The organism is Kitasatospora sp. NPDC048407 (genome assembly GCF_043200475.1).
Lineage (GTDB): Bacteria > Actinomycetota > Actinomycetes > Streptomycetales > Streptomycetaceae > Kitasatospora.
On record NZ_JBICXW010000036.1, the window covers coordinates 1 to 15,292 of the forward strand.

Consider the following 15,292-nt stretch of genomic DNA (forward strand, 5'->3'; position numbering starts at 1 on the left):
CGGGGGGGGGGGGGGCGGGCCGGGCGCGGGGGGGGGGGGGGGGGGCCCGGGGGGGGGCCCCGCCCCCCCCCGCGCCCCCGCGGGCCGCCCCCCCCCCCCCCCCCCCCCCCCCCCCCCCCCCCCCTCCGCCCTTCCTCTTCCCACCCGTGGAGTCCCGATGAACGAACACACCCCGCAGCGCACCGCGCGCCGCACCCGCATGGTGCGGTACGCCACGACGGCCACGGCCGCCGCCGGGCTCGCGCTGACCGCTCTCGCCCCGACCGCGGCCTCCGCCGCACCGCGCCCGGACTCCGTGCAGCAGCGCCTCGACGCACTGGTGAAGGACGACGGGATGCCCGCCGCCCTCGCCACCGTCAAGGGGCGCGACGGCCGCAGCCGCACCTACACCGCCGGTGTCGGCGACCTGGCCACCAAGGCCAAGGTCCCGGTCGACGGGCAGATCCGGGCCGGCAGCAACACCAAGGCGTTCACCGCCGTCGTCGTCCTGCAACTGGTCGCCGAGGGCAGGATCGGCCTCGACACGGCCGTCGACACCTACCTGCCGGGTCTCCTGCGCGGCGACGGCATCGACGGCCGGAACATCACCGTCCGCCAGCTGCTCCAGCACACCAGCGGCCTGCCCGACTACCTGGACGCCCCCGCGCTGGCCGACTTCGTCCCCATCCAGTACCGCTACTTCGAGCCGCGCGAACTCCTCGACGGGGCACTGGCCCAGAAGGCGCTGTTCGCCCCCGGGGCCGACTGGATGTACAGCAACACCAACTACCTGGTGGCCGGCCTGCTGATCCAGAAGGTCACCGGCCGCCCCTACGACGAGGAGGTCACCAAGCGCGTCATCGACCGGATCGGCCTGCGCCACACGTACGTCCCGGCCCCCGGGGAGACCGCCCTCCGCGAGCCCCACCCGCACGCCTACCTGGCCGCCGAACCGGGCGTGCCGCGCTTCGACTACACCGAGATGGACTCGTCGATGGCCTGGTCCGCGGGGGCGGTCGTGTCCACCGACACCGACCTCAACACCTTCTACAGCGCACTCCTGACGGGCCGCCTGCTGCCCGCCGACCAGCTCGCCCAGATGCGCACCACGGTCCCCGCCGAGCTCCTGGGCCCCGGTGTCCGCTACGGCCTCGGGATCCAGAGCAGGCCACTGACCTGCGGCGGCCTCGCCTGGGGCCACGGCGGCACCTCCGCGGCCCACAAGAACCGGGGCGGCGTCACGGAGGACGGCCGCGCCGTCAGCATCACCGTCACCACCGTCCCGGACGCACCCACCGCCAAGCACATGACGGACGCGGTCGACGCGGCCCTCTGCCGCTGACTCCCGCAGGCCCTGTTCGCCCTCGATGCGAGGACTTCCTCACGACTCGGCGCCGCGGCACCGCCGTTCACCCGCTTGAGGACCCAGTACGGCGGCTGCGTGACGTCGACCCTGGCATCTCGCAGGTGCCGGGTGAGGGCCGCGTGGGCCAGGCCGGACCTGCTCCGCTCATGTCCCGCCCCGCCGAGGCGAGTTGACTGCGCCGGCCGCCCGCCCACGTCGCGAACGTGCCGAAGACGTCCGTCGGTTGATCCGGCGGTCCTCCCACACACCGCAGGGCCGGAAGGCTGTCCTCGCAGCCTCCCGGCCCTGCCGTCCGCCCGCTACAGCTGGCCCACCGTGCCGAGCCGGGTCTGGGCCGGGAGTTTGGCCGCTCTGCCCTTTGCCCAGTGGAACAGGGCGATCGCCACCGTCAGGGCGATCGCCACGGACTGGGGCAGGGAGCCCGCCGAGCCACTGCGCAGGGCTGCCGAGAACGGGACGGCCAGCACGGGGACCGCGACGGCGGGGCCGGCGGCGTGCCAGGCGGTGAAGAATGCGAGGCCGCTGCTTCCGCCGCCCGAGGCCGCGGAGCGGTAGAGCAGGTCCTGGCGGGCGGCGCCGCGGCAGGCGTTGACCAGGCCGGCGGCGACCAGGGGCGGGACGGCGACGAGGGTCAGCCAGGCGGTCGGGCCGCCGCCGAGGGCGAGCACGGTCGCGCAGCCGGCTGCGGCGAGGGCGAGGCCGAGGGCGGTGGGCACCACGGCGTGGCGCAGCATGAGGCCGGCGAAGGGGTACGGGGACCAGGAGGCGCGGCGGACGTCGTCGGTCTCGATCCGGGCGGGCTCGAGGAGTTGGGCGACGGCCAGGTAGTCGAAGGCGAGGGCGACGGCGGTCACGGCCCAGGACAGGACGCCCTGGGTGTCGTGGGCGAGGACGGCGCAGAACACGGCGGGGACGGTGAGCAGGACGGCGCGTCCGAGTCGGGCGGGTGCGCGGAGCAGGGAGAGGGTGTCGCGCCAGTACAGGATCAGCCAGGGCTGTCGGGGTGCGGGCAGTCGGACCCGGAGCTGTCGTCCGCTGCCGGACGCGTTGGTGACGGCGAGCCGCGCGGCGCGGAGTTCGACGGTCTGCAGCGCGGCCAGTACCCCGGCCGCGGTGCGGGCGCGTTCGCGCAGCAGGGGCAGCGGGAGGGTGGCGGCGGCCCGGTCGGCGAGCACCAGGCAGGCGACGGTCGGCAGGACCAGCAGGGCGGCGGCGATCGCGCCTCCGGGGACGGCGGCGGGTGTCGGGGCCAGCGCGGCGAGCGCGGCCCAGCCCCACGGGCCGGACCACAGTTCCACGCGTTCCAGCCAGTGGACGGGGTGCCCGGCGACGGCCAGCGCGCTCTGTGCCGCGAGTGCCAGGATCAGCACGGTCACCACGGGGGTCAGCCGGCGCACCCAGCGGGCGGCCCGGGGGCTGCTCTGCACCAGCAGGCCGGCGCAGACACCGAGCAGCGGCAGGCAGGCCCCGCCGGCCAGGCACCAGCCGAGGGCGGCGGGCAGTCCGACGCGCACGGTCAGGCCGAGTGCCACCATGCCACCGACGGCGATCACCAGCCCGGGGAAGAGGGCGAGTCCGCAGGAGAGCCAGAACCAGGGCCGCAGCACCGGCCGGGGTCGGACGGGGTGGGCGAGCAGCCAGTCGGTGGTGGCGCGCGGGGGTACGACCGGCCCGCGCCAGAGTCCGTCGCGGACGGCGATCAGCAGGGTCGCGAGTCCGGCGGCGGCGATTCCGCTGGGCATGGCGGCGAGCAGGTCGGGGCCGTGCGCGGTGTAGTCGGCGCCCAGCGAGGCGTGGAGGAAGAGGCCGAAGCTGGGGATGCCGCCCCAGATCACCAGGATGAGTACGGTGCAGTAGAGCGCGAAGGCGGCTTGCTTGGCCCGGTTGCGCCGGTGCGGTGCGCGCAGGGCGCGCAGCAGTGCGAGTGCTTCCTCGGTCCAGTCGTCGTCCGCCGTCCATTCAGTGACGGAGTCGGCCTCGGCGCCGCTCACCGGGCGTCCACCGATGCGGCGAGGACGGTCTCGGGTGCGCCCTGCCGGACGATCCGCCCGTCCTCCAGCATCACCACCCGGTCGGCGACCTCGAGTGCGAGGTCGGTGTGGTGGGTGACCAGCAACACCGCGACGCCGTCGGCGAGTTCGGCCTTCAGGAGTTCGGCGAGCCGCCGTCGTGCCTCGGGGTCGAGGCGCTGTTCGGGTTCGTCGAGCAGCAGCAGGTCGCGGGGGCGGACGAGTGCGCAGGCCAGCAGCAGGGCCTGCATCTGGCCGGAGGAGAGGGCGGAGGGCAGCGCGTCGGCCCGTTCGGTGAGCGACCGGTTCTCGAGGACCTGCGCGACCCAGTCGGCGGCGTCGGCGACGCCGTGGGCGACGGCGACCAGCAGGAGGTGTTCGCGCACCGTGAGGTCGGGGTAGCAGGCCACGGTGTCGCCGACGACGGCGACCCGGGCGCGTATCCGGGGGTCGTTCTCGTTCATCGCCAGGCCGTCGAACCGGACGGTTCCCGCAGTGGGCAGGTCACGGCCGGCGGCCACCCGCAGCAGCGTCGACTTTCCGGACCCGTTGTGGCCGACCAGTGCGACGCACTCTCCGGCCGCGAGGTCGAGGTCGACGGGGTGGAGCACTTCCCGGTCGCCGTACGACCGGCTCACCCCGGTCAGCTGCAGCAGCGCCTTTCGCGCGGTGGCGCGCGGAGCGGCGGACTTCTTGGCCATGTGGACGACGCCTCTCGACAAGTGGATCGCCCACAGTATGGCCCGCTTCCGCCGCACCGCGTTCCGGTCGCCCCGTGCGGGGCCCGTCAGGCGGTCAGTGCTTCGCGCAGTGTGGAGGCCTTGAGGCCGAAGGTGTCGCGGATGTCACTGTCGTCCACCTGGAACGGGCGGTCGGACATGTAGCTCATCTCGATGAACTCCCGCCACAGCGGCTCGCCGAGCGACATCAGGGTCATCTCCCGTTCGGTGAGCGACTCCAGGCGCGGTTCGGGTGCTCCGTGCAGCTCGGCGAGGACACTGGCGGCCTGGCGCGGCGTGGCCGTGATGACCGGCGCGTTCCAGGCCCGGCCCCAGGCCCGCTCGTCGCGGGCGACCGCGACCAGTGCCGTGGCGACGTCCTCGGTGTAGGAGAACGAGTGCACCGCGTCGGGGTTGCCGTGGACAAGGGCCAGCTCGCCCGCCCGGACGCGCGGGGCGACGAGCAGCGTGAACGCCGAGACGGCGCCGGGGCCGAGGTACTGGCCGGCCCGGACTTCGGTGGCGCGCAGCCGCCCTTCCCGGTGGGCCTGTTCGGCCTGCCGCCACAGTTCGGCCCGTACCCGGCCCTTGCGGGTGTGCGGGGCCAGCGGGGTGCGTTCGGTGATCGGGCCGGTGGTCTGCTGGTAGCCGTAGAGGTTGCCGAGCATCACGTAGTCGGCGCCGGCCCGTTCGGTCGCGGCGAGGATCGACGTGAACAGTGGCGGCATGGTCTCCGGCCAGGTGTGGTAGGCGGTCATGGCGGCGTTGAAGACGGTGCCCGCGCCGGTCAGGGCCTCGGCGAGTTCGCCGGTGCGGCCCGCATCGAGGGCGATTCGCTCGATGCCGGGGTGGTCGGGGCCGCCGCCGCTGCGGGTGATCAGGCGGACGTGCTGCCCGCTGTCGGCGAGCTGCCTGGCGGTCGCGATCCCGGTCGCGCCTGCTCCGATGACGACAGATTCGGTCATGATTCTGGCTCCGATCTTCTTCAAGAACCAACGGTGGAACGCCCTTTGAGGGGGGCGTGGTGCGCGGGGGCCCGGCCGCGGGCTCTACTCTGCCGCGGGTCGGGGGCGTAGGGTCAGTGGCCTGATAGCCACGACCTCCAAGGATTCAGCCATGCACCGTGTCGCTGTCCTGGCCGTCCCGCCGGTCAAGCCCTTCGATCTGTCGATGCCGTCGGTGCTGCTCGGGGCCGCCGAGTCCGGCGGACGGCCCGGCTACGAGGTGACGGTGTGCACGGCCACGCCCGGGATCCTCCCCGCCTCGGGTGGCATCGACGTGGTGGTCGGGCGCGGGCTGGAGGTGGTGGCGGCGGCGGACACGGTGATCGTGCCGTCGACCGCGAGTCGGTACGACGCGGAGCCGGCCGCGCTGGACGCCCTGCGCGAGGCGGCGGCCGCGGGCAAGCGCATCGCCTCGATCTGCAGCGGCGCCTTCGTCCTCGCCCAGGCGGGACTGCTGGACGGCCGCAGCGCCACCACCCACTGGGCACTGGCCGAGGAACTGCAACGTGCCTTCCCCGCGGTGCGGGTGGACGCGAACCGGCTGTTCGCCGAGGACGGGCGGATCGTCACGGGCGCGGGCTCGGCCGCCGGGCTCGACCTGTGCCTGCACCTGATCGGCTCCGACTACGGCGCCGGCGCGGCCAACGCGGCGGCCCGGGCCGCCGTCGTCACGCCGGTGCGCCACGGCGGGCAGGCGCAGTTCGTGCAGACCCCGCTGCCGGCCGCGACCGGCTCGCCGCTGGACGCGGCCCGCAGCTGGGCGCTGCAACACCTGGACCGGCCGATCTCGCTGCCCGAGCTCGCCGACCGGGCCCGGGTCAGCGTACGGACGCTGACCCGCCGCTTCACCGCCGAGACGGGTGTCACGCCGTTCCAATGGCTGCTCCAGCAGCGGCTGTTGCGGGCGCGCGAGCTGCTGGAGACCACCGAGCTCACCGTCGACCAGGTGGCCGGCCGCAGTGGCCTCGGCTCCGGCGAGTCCCTCCGCCAGCACCTGAACCGGCAGCTCGGCATGACCCCGGCCGCCTATCGCAGCGCCTTCGCCCACCGCCCGGCAGCGAACGCGAGTTGAGCCGGCAGCGAGCGCGGATTGGGACTCAGACGGCCCGGTCGAGGACCAGCTCGTGCTCGACCGACGACTCGTCGCCGGGGACGGGAACTGACTGCCCGCTGCGAATGAAGCCGGTCTTCCGGTAGAAGGCCTCGGCACGCTCGTTGTCCTGGTGCACGTACAGCCGGACGCGGGAGACCTTGGGATCGTCGAGCCCGTCGGCGTAGGCGATCGCCGCGTCGAACAGGGCGCGGGCCAGGCCGCTGCCGCGCTGTTCCTGGCGGACGAACACGCCGACCAGGTGGGCCTGGTCGGCCTCGATCTGCCCACCGAGGACATCCTTCCGGCCGGCGCGTTCGACCAGTACCGTGACCGCCCCGTCCAGCCCGCCGTCCGCCCGCTCGGCGACGAACTGGCGGGCGAGCAGCTCGCCGCCGCCCGCCGCGCGGTCCTGCCAGAACTCGTCCGGCCTGGCGGCGGCGGCTTCGTACGTATCCAGGAAGGCGATGTTCGCGACCGGGTCGCGCAGCGCGTCCAGCCGGAGGTGTTTGACGCTCTGCCAGTCCTCGGCCGTGGTGGCTCGTATCAGGTGGTTCATGCACGAGATCTTCGGGGCACCTCGAGAACGCGGGCAACCGCATTACCGCCCCGACGGGGGCTCACCCGGGCTCCGGCAGGTCCATCGTGGCGACGTCCTGGCCGAGTCGGAGCATCCGGTCGAGGATCCAGCCGCGGCCCAGCAGGGCGTTGCGCACCCGCAGTCCGGCGGCGGTGCGCGGGGCGAGGAAGGGGCCGGTGCGGTCGCCGCCGCGCTGGCAGCGCTCGGCGTAGGGGCGCACCGCCCGCTCGTAGCGGGTGAACGCGGTGCGGAAGTCGCCGTCGGCGCGGGCGAGTTCGGTGGCGAGGACGTACGCGGCGACCAGCGCCGTGCCGGTGCCCATGCCGCCGATGGTGGCGCCGCAGGCGGCGTCGCCGAGCAGCGCGATCCGGCCGTTGGACCAACGGGGCACGTCGGCACGGCTGATCGAGTCGAAGTACAGGTCCTCGGCCTCGCGCAGGGTGTCCAGCAGGTGCGGGACGGGGCGGCCGAGGTCGGCGAAACGTTGCTGCAGAAGGGACTTCAGGGCGCCGGTGTCGTGCCGGTCATGGTCGAGCCGCGGCGAGGCGAACAGCAGGAAGGCACCGGCCCGCGCCGGGTCGCGGGGGTCGGCTCCGGCGGCGGCGAGCCGGCCGGGGGTGTTGATGCCGGTGCTGCCGGCGGGCAGGCCGAGGGTGTTGGAAAACCCCCAGGTGGCGGCGTAGTAGCCGAGGTGGCGGACGTAGTCCTGTTCGGGTCCGAAGGCGAGGGAGCGGATCCGGGAGTGCAGCCCGTCGGCGCCGATCACCAGGTCGAAGCGGCGTTCGGGGCCGTACCGGAAGGCGACCCGGACGCCGCCGTCGTCCTGCTGGAGCGCGGTGACGGTGTCGCCGAACAGGTACTCGGTGGTGGATTCGCTGTGCCGGTACAGGAGTTGGGCGAGTTCGCCGCGCGGGATCTCGATCTCGCCGCCGGCGAAGTCGGCGGGCAGCCGGAGCCGGACGCGGCCGTGCCGGTCGGTGAAGGTCATCGGGCTGCCGCCGGTGTCGAGCTTGCGGAGCTCGTCCAGCACGCCCATCCGCCGCAGCACCGCCAGGTGGGTGGGCCCGCGAAAGTCGACGGCCTGGCCACCGGGCCGCAACGCGGGGGCGAGTTCGACCACCGTGGGCCGGTGGCCGTGCCGGCCGAGCCAGTGGGCGAGCGCCGGCCCGCCGATGCCGGCGCCGGAGATCAGGATCTGCATGGTATTTCCCCCTCGGAAGGCAGGTCCGACGGGCCCTCCCCGGGCCCGGAGCAAAAAGTGTGTCTCGCGGACACTGTTTGCTGCTGTGTACGGTAGACACAATTTCTGGCCGGACGCAAGGCCGGCCCGGCACCGGGGAGGGCCCGTGAACGACCAGGCGGAGCAGGACGCGGCGGTACGGCTGCTGTGGGGCCCGCCGGCCCGGCCGACCCGGGGGCCCAAGCCGGCCCTCAGCCTGGAGTCGATCGCCCGGGCCGGGATCGAGATCGCGGACGCCGAGGGCCTGGCGGCGGTGTCCATGCAGCGGGTGGCGGGGCTGCTGGCGTACACCAAGATGTCGCTGTACCGGTACGTGCCGGGCAAGGCCGAACTGATCGCCCTGATGGTCGAGTACACGGTCGGCGAGCCCCCGCCGCCGAGCGCGGCCCCCTGGCGGGACCAGCTCACCGACTGGGCGCACCGGATGGCGGCCCTGTTCGCCGCCCACCCATGGGTGCTGGACGCGCTGTCCGCCGGCCCCCGGCTCACCGGCCCGCGCGAACTGGCCTGGCTGGAACGGGTCGTGGCGGCGCTGGACGGCCAGGGGCTGAGCGGCGCGGAGCGGATGGACGCGGCCGTGCTGCTGGTCGGCCACGTACGGGCGATCGCCGCCCAGGAGCGGCAGTCCCGGGAGGGTTCGCCGGAGGCGGAGCTGCTGCGCGCGCTCGGCGGGCTGGTCGCGGCCCACGCGGACCGCTACCCGGCCCTCGTGTCCGCCATGGCCGAGCCGGGCGAGGGCCGCGACAACGCCTTCGACTTCGGCATCGAGCGGATCCTGGACGGCCTGGCCGCCCTCATCGACCGCCGGGCCCAGCACCCCTGACGGGCCTTGTCACCTCGAGGACGGCCAACCGGAGCATCAGATCCGACGATCACACCAGCACTGGTGATGCGGGGTCAGGGATGCGGACGGCGCGGCCCGGCGCGGTGCCGACCGCGCCGGGCGGGGGCCCTGGTGGCGCTGACGGCGCCGGCCAGGACGAGGGGGGTGAGCAGCAGAACCATGGTCAGGTGCATACAGTGCCTCCGGGTGGTCCGGTTACTGCTGGTTGCCGTTCCCGTGCCGGGCCCGGACATATGGGCCGCCGGCGCGGGATCACCCGCCCGGACCGCGTCGCGATCCGGATCTCCCCCGGTCGGTCGTCGCCCAGGAGTGGATCTTCCCGGGCCGACGATCCGTCAATCTGCTTCGCGGGGGCGCTCGGGCAGCACGATGGGCGCGCCCCCGCGCGGGTGCGCCAGCACCTCGACGGGGTGCCGGTAGACCCGGCTGAGCAGAGCGGCATCCAGGATCTCCCCGGTCGGGCCGACGGCGACGGTGCGTCCGGCGTCCAGCAGGGCGATCCGGTCGGCGTGCGCGGCGGCCAGCGTGAGGTCGTGCAGCACCACGATCACGCCCCGGCCCGCTTCCGCGCGCTCCCGGGCGATCCGCAGGACCAGTTCCTGGTGGCGCAGGTCGAGCGCGGCGGTGGGTTCGTCGAGCAGCAGCAGCGGGGTGTCCTGGGCGAGGATCCGGGCCAGCGCGACCCTGGCCCGCTCGCCGCCGGAGAGCGCGGTGAAGGGGCGGGCGGCCAGGTGGGCGCAGTCGGTGGCGGCCATCGCCTCGGCCACCACCTGCTCGTCCTCGCCCGCGGCGGGCGTGCCCACCCAGGGCGCGCGGCCCATCCGGACCACCTCCCCGGCCGCGAACGGGAACGACACCTCGTGGTGCTGCGGCAACAGAGCACGGCGGCGGGCGAGTTCGGCCGGCCGGTACCCGGCGAGCGGACGGCCGTCCAGCCGCACCTCGCCGCTGCTCGGCCCGCGGTCCCCGGCCAGCACCGACAGCAGGGTGGACTTCCCGGCGCCGTTCGGGCCGAGCAGCGCGAGGATCTCGCCCCGGCGCACCGTCAGCCGCACGTCCGTCAGCAGCGGACGGCCGCCGGCCTCGCAGCCGATCCCCTCTGCGTGCAGAAGCTCCGTCATGCCCAGCCTCCCTGGCGGCGTCGGGTGCGGCGCAGCAGCCAGAAGAAGAACGGGCTGCCGATGAGTGCGGTGAGGACGCCGAGCGGGAGTTCGGCGGGCGCGGCCAGGGTGCGGGCGGCCAGGTCGCCGGCGACCAGCACGAGGGCGCCGCCGACGGCGGAGGCCGGCAGCAGGAAGCGGTGGCCCGGCCCGGCGAGCATCCGCAGCAGGTGCGGGACGACCAGGCCGACGAACCCGATGATGCCGCTGACGGCGACGGCGGCGGCGGTGAGCAGCGCGACCACGGTGATCAGCACGATCCGCATCCGCTCGACGTCCACGCCGAGGTGGCGGGCGGGCCGTTCGCCGAGGGCGAGCAGGTCGAGGCGGCGGGCGTAGCGCGGGGCGACGGCGAGGCCGAGGGCGGCGAACGGCAGAACGGCGAGCACCTTGCTCCAGCTCGCCTGGGAGAGCGAGCCGAGCTGCCAGAACGTCACCTGGCTGATCGCGGCGGTGTCGGCGGTGAACAGCAGCAGGCCGATCAGCGCGCCGCAGAACGCGTTGACGGCGACGCCGGTGAGCAGCAGGGTGACCACCTCGGTGCGGCCGCCGCTGCGGGACATCGCGTAGACGGCGCCGACGGTGAGCAGTCCGGCGGCGAACGCGGCGGCGGTGACGGTCCAGCTGCCGAGGGCGTCCAGGCCGAGCACGATGCAGGCGACGGCGCCGACCGCGCCGCCGGAGGAGACGCCGATCACGGCGGGTTCGGCGAGCGGGTTGCCGAACACGCCCTGCATCAGCGCGCCCGCGCAGCCGAGCGCGGCGCCGACCAGCAGGGCGAGCACCACCCGGGGCAGCCGGACGTTCCACAGCACCGATTCGGGGACCCGCTCCAGCGGGTGGCCGCCGAGGTGGGCTCGGTGGGCGAGCGAGGCGAGGATGTCGCCGAGCGGGATCCGGTACGCGCCGGTGCCGGCGGCGAGCAGCGCGCAGGCCAGCAGGGCGACGCCGAGGGCGGCCAGCAGCAGCGGCTTCCTGTTACGAACTGCCTTTCCTGTCAGTGCAGTTGAAGGACTTTCCAGGGTCGCGGTCACTTGCCCTCCCGGTGCAGCTGGGCGGCGATCTCCCGCAGCACCTGCGGGGTGCGCGGCCCGTAGGACAGCAGGCGCCCGTCGTCCACGGCGACGATCCGGTGGTCGAGTCCGGCGGGGGTCTGGGCGACGCCGGGGAGTTTCAGCAGCCCCTCTGTGCCTCCCACCGATTCGAGCCCTTTGCTCATCACCAGGATCGCGTCGGGCGCGGCCTTGACCAGGGCTTCGCTGGTGAGCGGGGTGAAGTCGCCGGTGAGGTGGGCGGCGGTGCCGGCGTCCTCGCCGCCGGCGGCCTCGATCAGGGAGGGCGCGCCGGAGTCGGGGCCGCCCAGCAGGAACACCGAGGCGCTGCCGCGCAGGTACAGGAACGCCACCTTGGGCCGGGCCCCGCCGGTCGCCGGGATCTGTGCCTGCACCTCGGAAATCTGCTGTGCGGTACGGGACTTGAGCTCCGCTCCGGCCTCGGGGACGCCGAGCGCGGCGGCGACCCGGTCGATCCGGGATCCGATGTCGTCGAGCTTCTTCGCGTCGTCCAGCACGATCACCGGGACGCCGGCGGCGCGGATCTGTTCGACGGCCTCGGCGGGACCGGTGCTGCGGTCGGCGAGCACCACGGTGGGGCGCAGCGAGAGCACGCCTTCGGCGGAGACCTCGTGCGCCTGGGTGATCACCGGCAGCCGGGCGGCCTGTTCGAAGGTGGTGGACACGTCCCGGGCCACCGCGTTCGGGCCGAGTCCGAGGCTGAAGACCAGTTCGGCGAGGCTCCCGTTCAGCGGGATGATCCGCTCGACGCTGCCGACCGTCACCTGGCGGCCGTCGGCGGACGGCACGGTGACGGGCAGTCGGGGCGTCGGCGTGCCGGGCAACGCCTCGATCCGGTCAGGGTTCGCCGCGCCGGCCGCCTTCGGTGCGGTACCGGGCGCCTTCGGCGCGGCGGCGGGTTCGCCGGTGGCGCAGGCGCTCGCGCCGAGCAGCAGGGCGAGGACGCCGAGGGCGGCTCCCGCACGGGCGCGCAGGCTTCGTGGACTTCGGGTGGTGCTCAACCTCGGGCCTTTCCAGGTGCGTTGACGTCCCGACGGCGCCGACCGAGGGGTCGAGGGCGGAACACTTGACCCATATATTAGGTTAGCCTTACCTCACTTCAACACCCCCCTCCCCTAGGAGTGATCCGCCATGCCCGTCTCCGGACGGCCCCCCGCTCCCCGCAGCCGCCCGCGCGCCGCCCTCACCCTGCCGCTGGCCCTGCTGCTGACGCTCCTCTGCCTCCCCGGACGGGCCGCCGCGGCCGACGCGACCGTCTCCGGCGGACGACTGGACTGGGGGATCAAGGCGAGCTTCCTCACCTACGTCACCGGCCCGGTGGCGAACGGCAAATGGGCCCTGACCGGCGGCGCGTCCACCGTCGGCGGCTCGGCGTTCCGCTTCCACTCCGCGACCGGCAGCTACGACCCGGGGACGGGCCGGCTGGCCGCCGCCTTCCAGGGCGGCGTCCGCTTCACCGGCCACCAGGAGAACGGCGGCAACGCGCTCGACCTGAGCATCTCCCGGCTCACCGTCAGATCCGCCGAGGACGGCAGCGCCGCACTGTACGCCGACGTCAGCTCCAAGTCCCGCCAGACCGGCCGGACTTCGTCCACCGAACAGGCCCGGCTCGCCGACCTCTCACTGTCCGGGGTCCCGCTCAAGGGCGCGTCCGGCACCGTCACGCTCAGCCAGGTGCCCGCCACCCTCACCTCGGCCGGCGCCAACGCCTTCGGCGGCTTCTACCCGGCAGGCACGGCACTCGACCCGCTCACCTTCTCCGTCACCCTCAAGTCCGCCGCGCCCTCCACACCCCCCGCCGCGCCGTCCTCCTCCGCTCCTTCCGGCTCCGCCCCGCCCGCCGCCACCTCCTTCAGCAACGGCGCACTCGACTGGGGGGTCCGCCGGACCTTCCGCGACTACGTCACCGGCTCGATCGCCCAAGGGAGTTGGCAGCTCACCGACGGCGCGGCGGACGGCGGAGCGTTCTTCCGCTGGACGCCCGGCCACGGCACCTGGGACGCCGCCACCAACACCCTGGACGCGTCCTTCACCGGCGCCGTCCACTTCACCGGCCTGCGCCAGGGCGACACCCTCGGCCTCGACCTGACCTTCGCCAACCCCCGCCTGACCGTGACGGACGGTCAGGGCCGGCTGCTCGCCGACGTCAACGGCCGCACCCCCGACGGCTCCACCCGCACCTCCCCCGCCACCGAACTCGCCACCTTCCCCGCGGCCGAACTCAAGGCCGAGAACGGCCTGCTCACCGCCACCGACCTCCCCCTCACCCTGACCACCCCCGGCGCCCAGGCCTTCGGCTCGCTCTACCCGGCGGGCACCGAACTCGACCCGCTGACCTTCGCCGTCGCCCTCGACCCGGCGGCCGCCCTTCCCCCGCTCCCCGACCTCGGCAGCCCCGCCCCGAGCTCCAGCGCCGGCCCCAACTTGGTTGCCGCCCACACCGACAACGGCTTGTCCACCAGCACGCTCGCCCTCCTCGGCGCCCTGCTCGCCGCCGCCGCGGCCACCGCGCTCGTCGTCCGCCGACGCCGCCCCTGACCACCTCTCCCCCTTCTGCCCCTTCCTCCTGGAGTCCTTCACCCATGTCCCGGACCGCCACGTCCCACCGCAACCGCACCCGCCTGGCCGCCCTCGCCGCCGTCACCACCGGCATCGGCCTGACCGCCTTCGGCCTGCCCGGCCTCGCGTTCGGCGCCGGCGCCCCCACCGCCGTCACCTACGACACCGGCTCGCTCGACTGGGGCGTCAAGGCCAGCTTCCGCAACTACGTCACCGGCCCGGCGGGCGGCGGCAGCGTCGAACTGACCGGCGGCGCAACCGTCAACACGGACGGCTCGTACCACTTCAACCTCGCCTCCGCCGGCTACGACACGACGACCCACTCGCTGAACGCGGCCTTCGACGGCGGGGTCCGCTTCCTCGCCCACGGCGGCGCGCTCGACGTCGCCATCAGCGACCTGCGAATCACCACCAGCGGCAGCACCGGCACCCTCACCGCCGACACCGCCTCCAAGGAGACCGTCGGCGCCCCCACCCCGACGCTCCGCCAGGACGTCCCACTGGCCACCTTCACCGTCGCCCGCGACACCACCAACGGCACCGCCACCCCCGCCAAGCTGACGGCGGAGGGCGCCAAGGCCTTCGCCGGCTTCTACCAGGCCGGTACCGAACTGGACCCGCTGTCCATCGTCCTGAAGCAGTCCACCACTTCCCCGGCCCCGACCCCGACCCCGACCACCGAGCCGTCCTCTCCGCCCACCACCCAGCCCTCGACCGAACCGACCACCGAGCCGTCGACCCAGCCCAGCACCTCCCCCTCTCCCTCCACCTCCGCCAGCCCCTCCCCCTCGACCTCCCCCTCCCCCTCGGCCTCCGCCTCCACCCCGGCGAGCGACGAACTGGCAATCGTCGACGGCCGTTTGGAGTGGGGCGTCAAGGAAGGCTTCCGCAGCTACGTGACGGGGCCGATCGCCGGCGGCAAGGTGCAGTTCGACGACGGCGCGAACGACTACCGCTTCGGGTCGGCCACCGGCAGTTACCGCACCGACAACCACGCGCTGACGGCCGACTTCGCGGGCTCGGTCCGCTTCCTCGGCCACCAGGCGGCCGACGGCCACTACGAGTTGGACACCCGACTCTCCAAGCTGGGCCTCCGGGTGGACGCCGACGGCGCCTACCTGGTCGCCGACGTCTCCGCCGCCACTCGCGGGGGCGGCTCGCCGGTCTCCCTCCGCGCGGTGCGCCTCGCCCAACTCGACCTCTCCAAGGCCGACTTCAAGCCCGTCAACGGCGTGGTGACGCTCCGTCAGGTCCCGGCCAAGCTCACCGCCGACGGCGTCCCGGCGTTCGGCACCTACCGCGCGGGCGAGGCCCTCGACGCGCTGACCATCACCCTCTCCTTCGACCGCAACGCCACCCTCCCGACCCCGGGCACCGCCCCGACCACCGGCACCACCAGCACCACCAGCACCACCGGCACCACCGGCACCGGCGCGACCCTCACCAGCACCGACAGCCCCAGCGGCGAACTCGCCTTCACCGGCGGCGGCACCGGCTCCATGCCGCTGCTCGCCACCGCCGCCGGCCTGGTCCTGCTGGGCGGCGCCACCACCGTCCTGGTCCGCCGCCGCACCACCGGCTGACCGATCCCGGCACCGGGCCCGGACGGGAGTCGAGGCTCCCGCCCGGGCCCGACCCGTTGCGGTGACACCGGCGCACGCTCGAAACG

General features: G+C 74.4%; 13 protein-coding genes and 1 pseudogene. 5 read left to right on the plus strand and 9 right to left on the minus strand.

The features are described from left to right. Positions 1-157 precede the first annotated feature (157 nt). Positions 158-1,321 (plus strand): serine hydrolase domain-containing protein, encoded by a 1,164-nt coding sequence (locus ACGFWJ_RS34830; RefSeq protein ID WP_392956667.1) that lies wholly within the window; start codon positions 158-160, stop codon positions 1,319-1,321. Positions 1,322-1,323: 2 nt separating this feature from the next. On the opposite strand, the pseudogene ACGFWJ_RS34835 reads toward ACGFWJ_RS34830, so the two are convergent. The 4 genes and pseudogenes from ACGFWJ_RS34835 to ACGFWJ_RS34850 form a co-directional block, all read right to left on the minus strand. After that, positions 1,324-1,479 (minus strand): annotated as a pseudogene (locus ACGFWJ_RS34835) (MarR family transcriptional regulator); the annotation flags it as partial. A 165-nt stretch (positions 1,480-1,644) separates the two neighbouring features. Continuing rightward, on the minus strand, positions 1,645-3,336 hold the full coding sequence (locus ACGFWJ_RS34840) for a hypothetical protein (protein ID WP_392956668.1): 1,692 nt from the start codon (positions 3,334-3,336) through the stop codon (positions 1,645-1,647). After that, positions 3,333-4,055 carry an ABC transporter ATP-binding protein gene (locus ACGFWJ_RS34845; RefSeq protein ID WP_392956669.1) on the minus strand — a complete coding sequence of 241 codons (723 nt, stop codon included), beginning with the start codon at positions 4,053-4,055 and terminating at the stop codon, positions 3,333-3,335. Before ACGFWJ_RS34845 ends, ACGFWJ_RS34840 begins: the two co-directional genes overlap by 4 nt. Positions 4,056-4,141: 86 nt before the next feature. Further along, positions 4,142-5,038 carry an NAD-dependent epimerase/dehydratase family protein gene (locus ACGFWJ_RS34850; RefSeq protein WP_392956670.1) on the minus strand — a complete coding sequence of 299 codons (897 nt, stop codon included), beginning with the start codon at positions 5,036-5,038 and terminating at the stop codon, positions 4,142-4,144. Between the two features lie 151 nt (positions 5,039-5,189). On the opposite strand from ACGFWJ_RS34850, the gene ACGFWJ_RS34855 reads away from it, so the two are divergent. Then, the gene (locus tag ACGFWJ_RS34855) at positions 5,190-6,149 is read left to right on the plus strand and encodes a GlxA family transcriptional regulator (RefSeq protein ID WP_387864847.1); all 960 of its coding nucleotides are present in this window, start codon (positions 5,190-5,192) and stop codon (positions 6,147-6,149) included. 25 nt (positions 6,150-6,174) lie between these two features. On the opposite strand, the gene ACGFWJ_RS34860 is transcribed toward ACGFWJ_RS34855, so the two are convergent. Together ACGFWJ_RS34860 and ACGFWJ_RS34865 are read right to left on the minus strand one after the other, a co-directional pair. Beyond that, entirely contained in the window at positions 6,175-6,726 is a 552-nt protein-coding gene (locus tag ACGFWJ_RS34860; RefSeq protein WP_392956672.1) for a GNAT family N-acetyltransferase, read from the minus strand. Between the two features lie 61 nt (positions 6,727-6,787). Continuing rightward, positions 6,788-7,948 (minus strand): FAD-dependent monooxygenase, encoded by a 1,161-nt coding sequence (locus tag ACGFWJ_RS34865; RefSeq protein ID WP_392956674.1) that lies wholly within the window; start codon positions 7,946-7,948, stop codon positions 6,788-6,790. A 145-nt stretch (positions 7,949-8,093) separates the two neighbouring features. Here ACGFWJ_RS34865 and ACGFWJ_RS34870 point away from each other — a divergent pair, with 145 nt between their 5' ends. Continuing rightward, positions 8,094-8,810, plus strand: coding sequence for a TetR/AcrR family transcriptional regulator (locus ACGFWJ_RS34870; protein WP_392956676.1), 717 nt, complete (start codon positions 8,094-8,096; stop codon positions 8,808-8,810). A 356-nt stretch (positions 8,811-9,166) separates the two neighbouring features. Here the strand turns inward: ACGFWJ_RS34870 and ACGFWJ_RS34875 are convergent, their stop codons facing one another. Genes ACGFWJ_RS34875 through ACGFWJ_RS34885 form a run of 3 tightly spaced genes read right to left on the minus strand, consistent with a single transcriptional unit; the run spans position 9,167 to position 12,065 of the window. Then, complete coding sequence (locus ACGFWJ_RS34875) at positions 9,167-9,952, minus strand: heme ABC transporter ATP-binding protein (protein ID WP_392956677.1); 786 nt, start codon at positions 9,950-9,952, stop codon at positions 9,167-9,169. After that, entirely contained in the window at positions 9,949-11,025 is a 1,077-nt protein-coding gene (locus ACGFWJ_RS34880; RefSeq protein ID WP_392956678.1) for a FecCD family ABC transporter permease, read from the minus strand. Before ACGFWJ_RS34880 ends, ACGFWJ_RS34875 begins: the two co-directional genes overlap by 4 nt. Beyond that, on the minus strand, positions 11,022-12,065 hold the full coding sequence (locus ACGFWJ_RS34885; RefSeq protein ID WP_392956680.1) for a hemin ABC transporter substrate-binding protein: 1,044 nt from the start codon (positions 12,063-12,065) through the stop codon (positions 11,022-11,024). Before ACGFWJ_RS34885 ends, ACGFWJ_RS34880 begins: the two co-directional genes overlap by 4 nt. 130 nt (positions 12,066-12,195) lie before the next feature. Here ACGFWJ_RS34885 and ACGFWJ_RS34890 point away from each other — a divergent pair, with 130 nt between their 5' ends. Beyond that, entirely contained in the window at positions 12,196-13,602 is a 1,407-nt protein-coding gene (locus tag ACGFWJ_RS34890; RefSeq protein ID WP_392956681.1) for an HtaA domain-containing protein, read from the plus strand. Positions 13,603-13,646: 44 nt separating this feature from the next. Continuing rightward, positions 13,647-15,206 carry an HtaA domain-containing protein gene (locus ACGFWJ_RS34895; protein ID WP_392956683.1) on the plus strand — a complete coding sequence of 520 codons (1,560 nt, stop codon included), beginning with the start codon at positions 13,647-13,649 and terminating at the stop codon, positions 15,204-15,206. The last annotated feature ends 86 nt before the right edge of the window (positions 15,207-15,292 follow it).

Bases quoted from the DNA above. Each gene is read 5' to 3' on its own strand.
- ACGFWJ_RS34850 (WP_392956670.1), bottom strand. From the start codon at position 5,038: ATGACCGAATCTGTCGTCATCGGAGCAGGCGCGACCGGGATCGCGACC.
- ACGFWJ_RS34875 (WP_392956677.1), bottom strand. From the start codon at position 9,952: ATGACGGAGCTTCTGCACGCAGAGGGGATCGGCTGCGAGGCCGGCGGC.
- ACGFWJ_RS34865 (WP_392956674.1), bottom strand. From the start codon at position 7,948: ATGCAGATCCTGATCTCCGGCGCCGGCATCGGCGGGCCGGCGCTCGCC.
- ACGFWJ_RS34890 (WP_392956681.1), top strand. From the start codon at position 12,196: ATGCCCGTCTCCGGACGGCCCCCCGCTCCCCGCAGCCGCCCGCGCGCC.
- ACGFWJ_RS34830 (WP_392956667.1), top strand. From the start codon at position 158: ATGAACGAACACACCCCGCAGCGCACCGCGCGCCGCACCCGCATGGTG.
- ACGFWJ_RS34855 (WP_387864847.1), top strand. From the start codon at position 5,190: ATGCACCGTGTCGCTGTCCTGGCCGTCCCGCCGGTCAAGCCCTTCGAT.
- ACGFWJ_RS34845 (WP_392956669.1), bottom strand. From the start codon at position 4,055: ATGGCCAAGAAGTCCGCCGCTCCGCGCGCCACCGCGCGAAAGGCGCTG.
- ACGFWJ_RS34895 (WP_392956683.1), top strand. From the start codon at position 13,647: ATGTCCCGGACCGCCACGTCCCACCGCAACCGCACCCGCCTGGCCGCC.
- ACGFWJ_RS34860 (WP_392956672.1), bottom strand. From the start codon at position 6,726: ATGAACCACCTGATACGAGCCACCACGGCCGAGGACTGGCAGAGCGTC.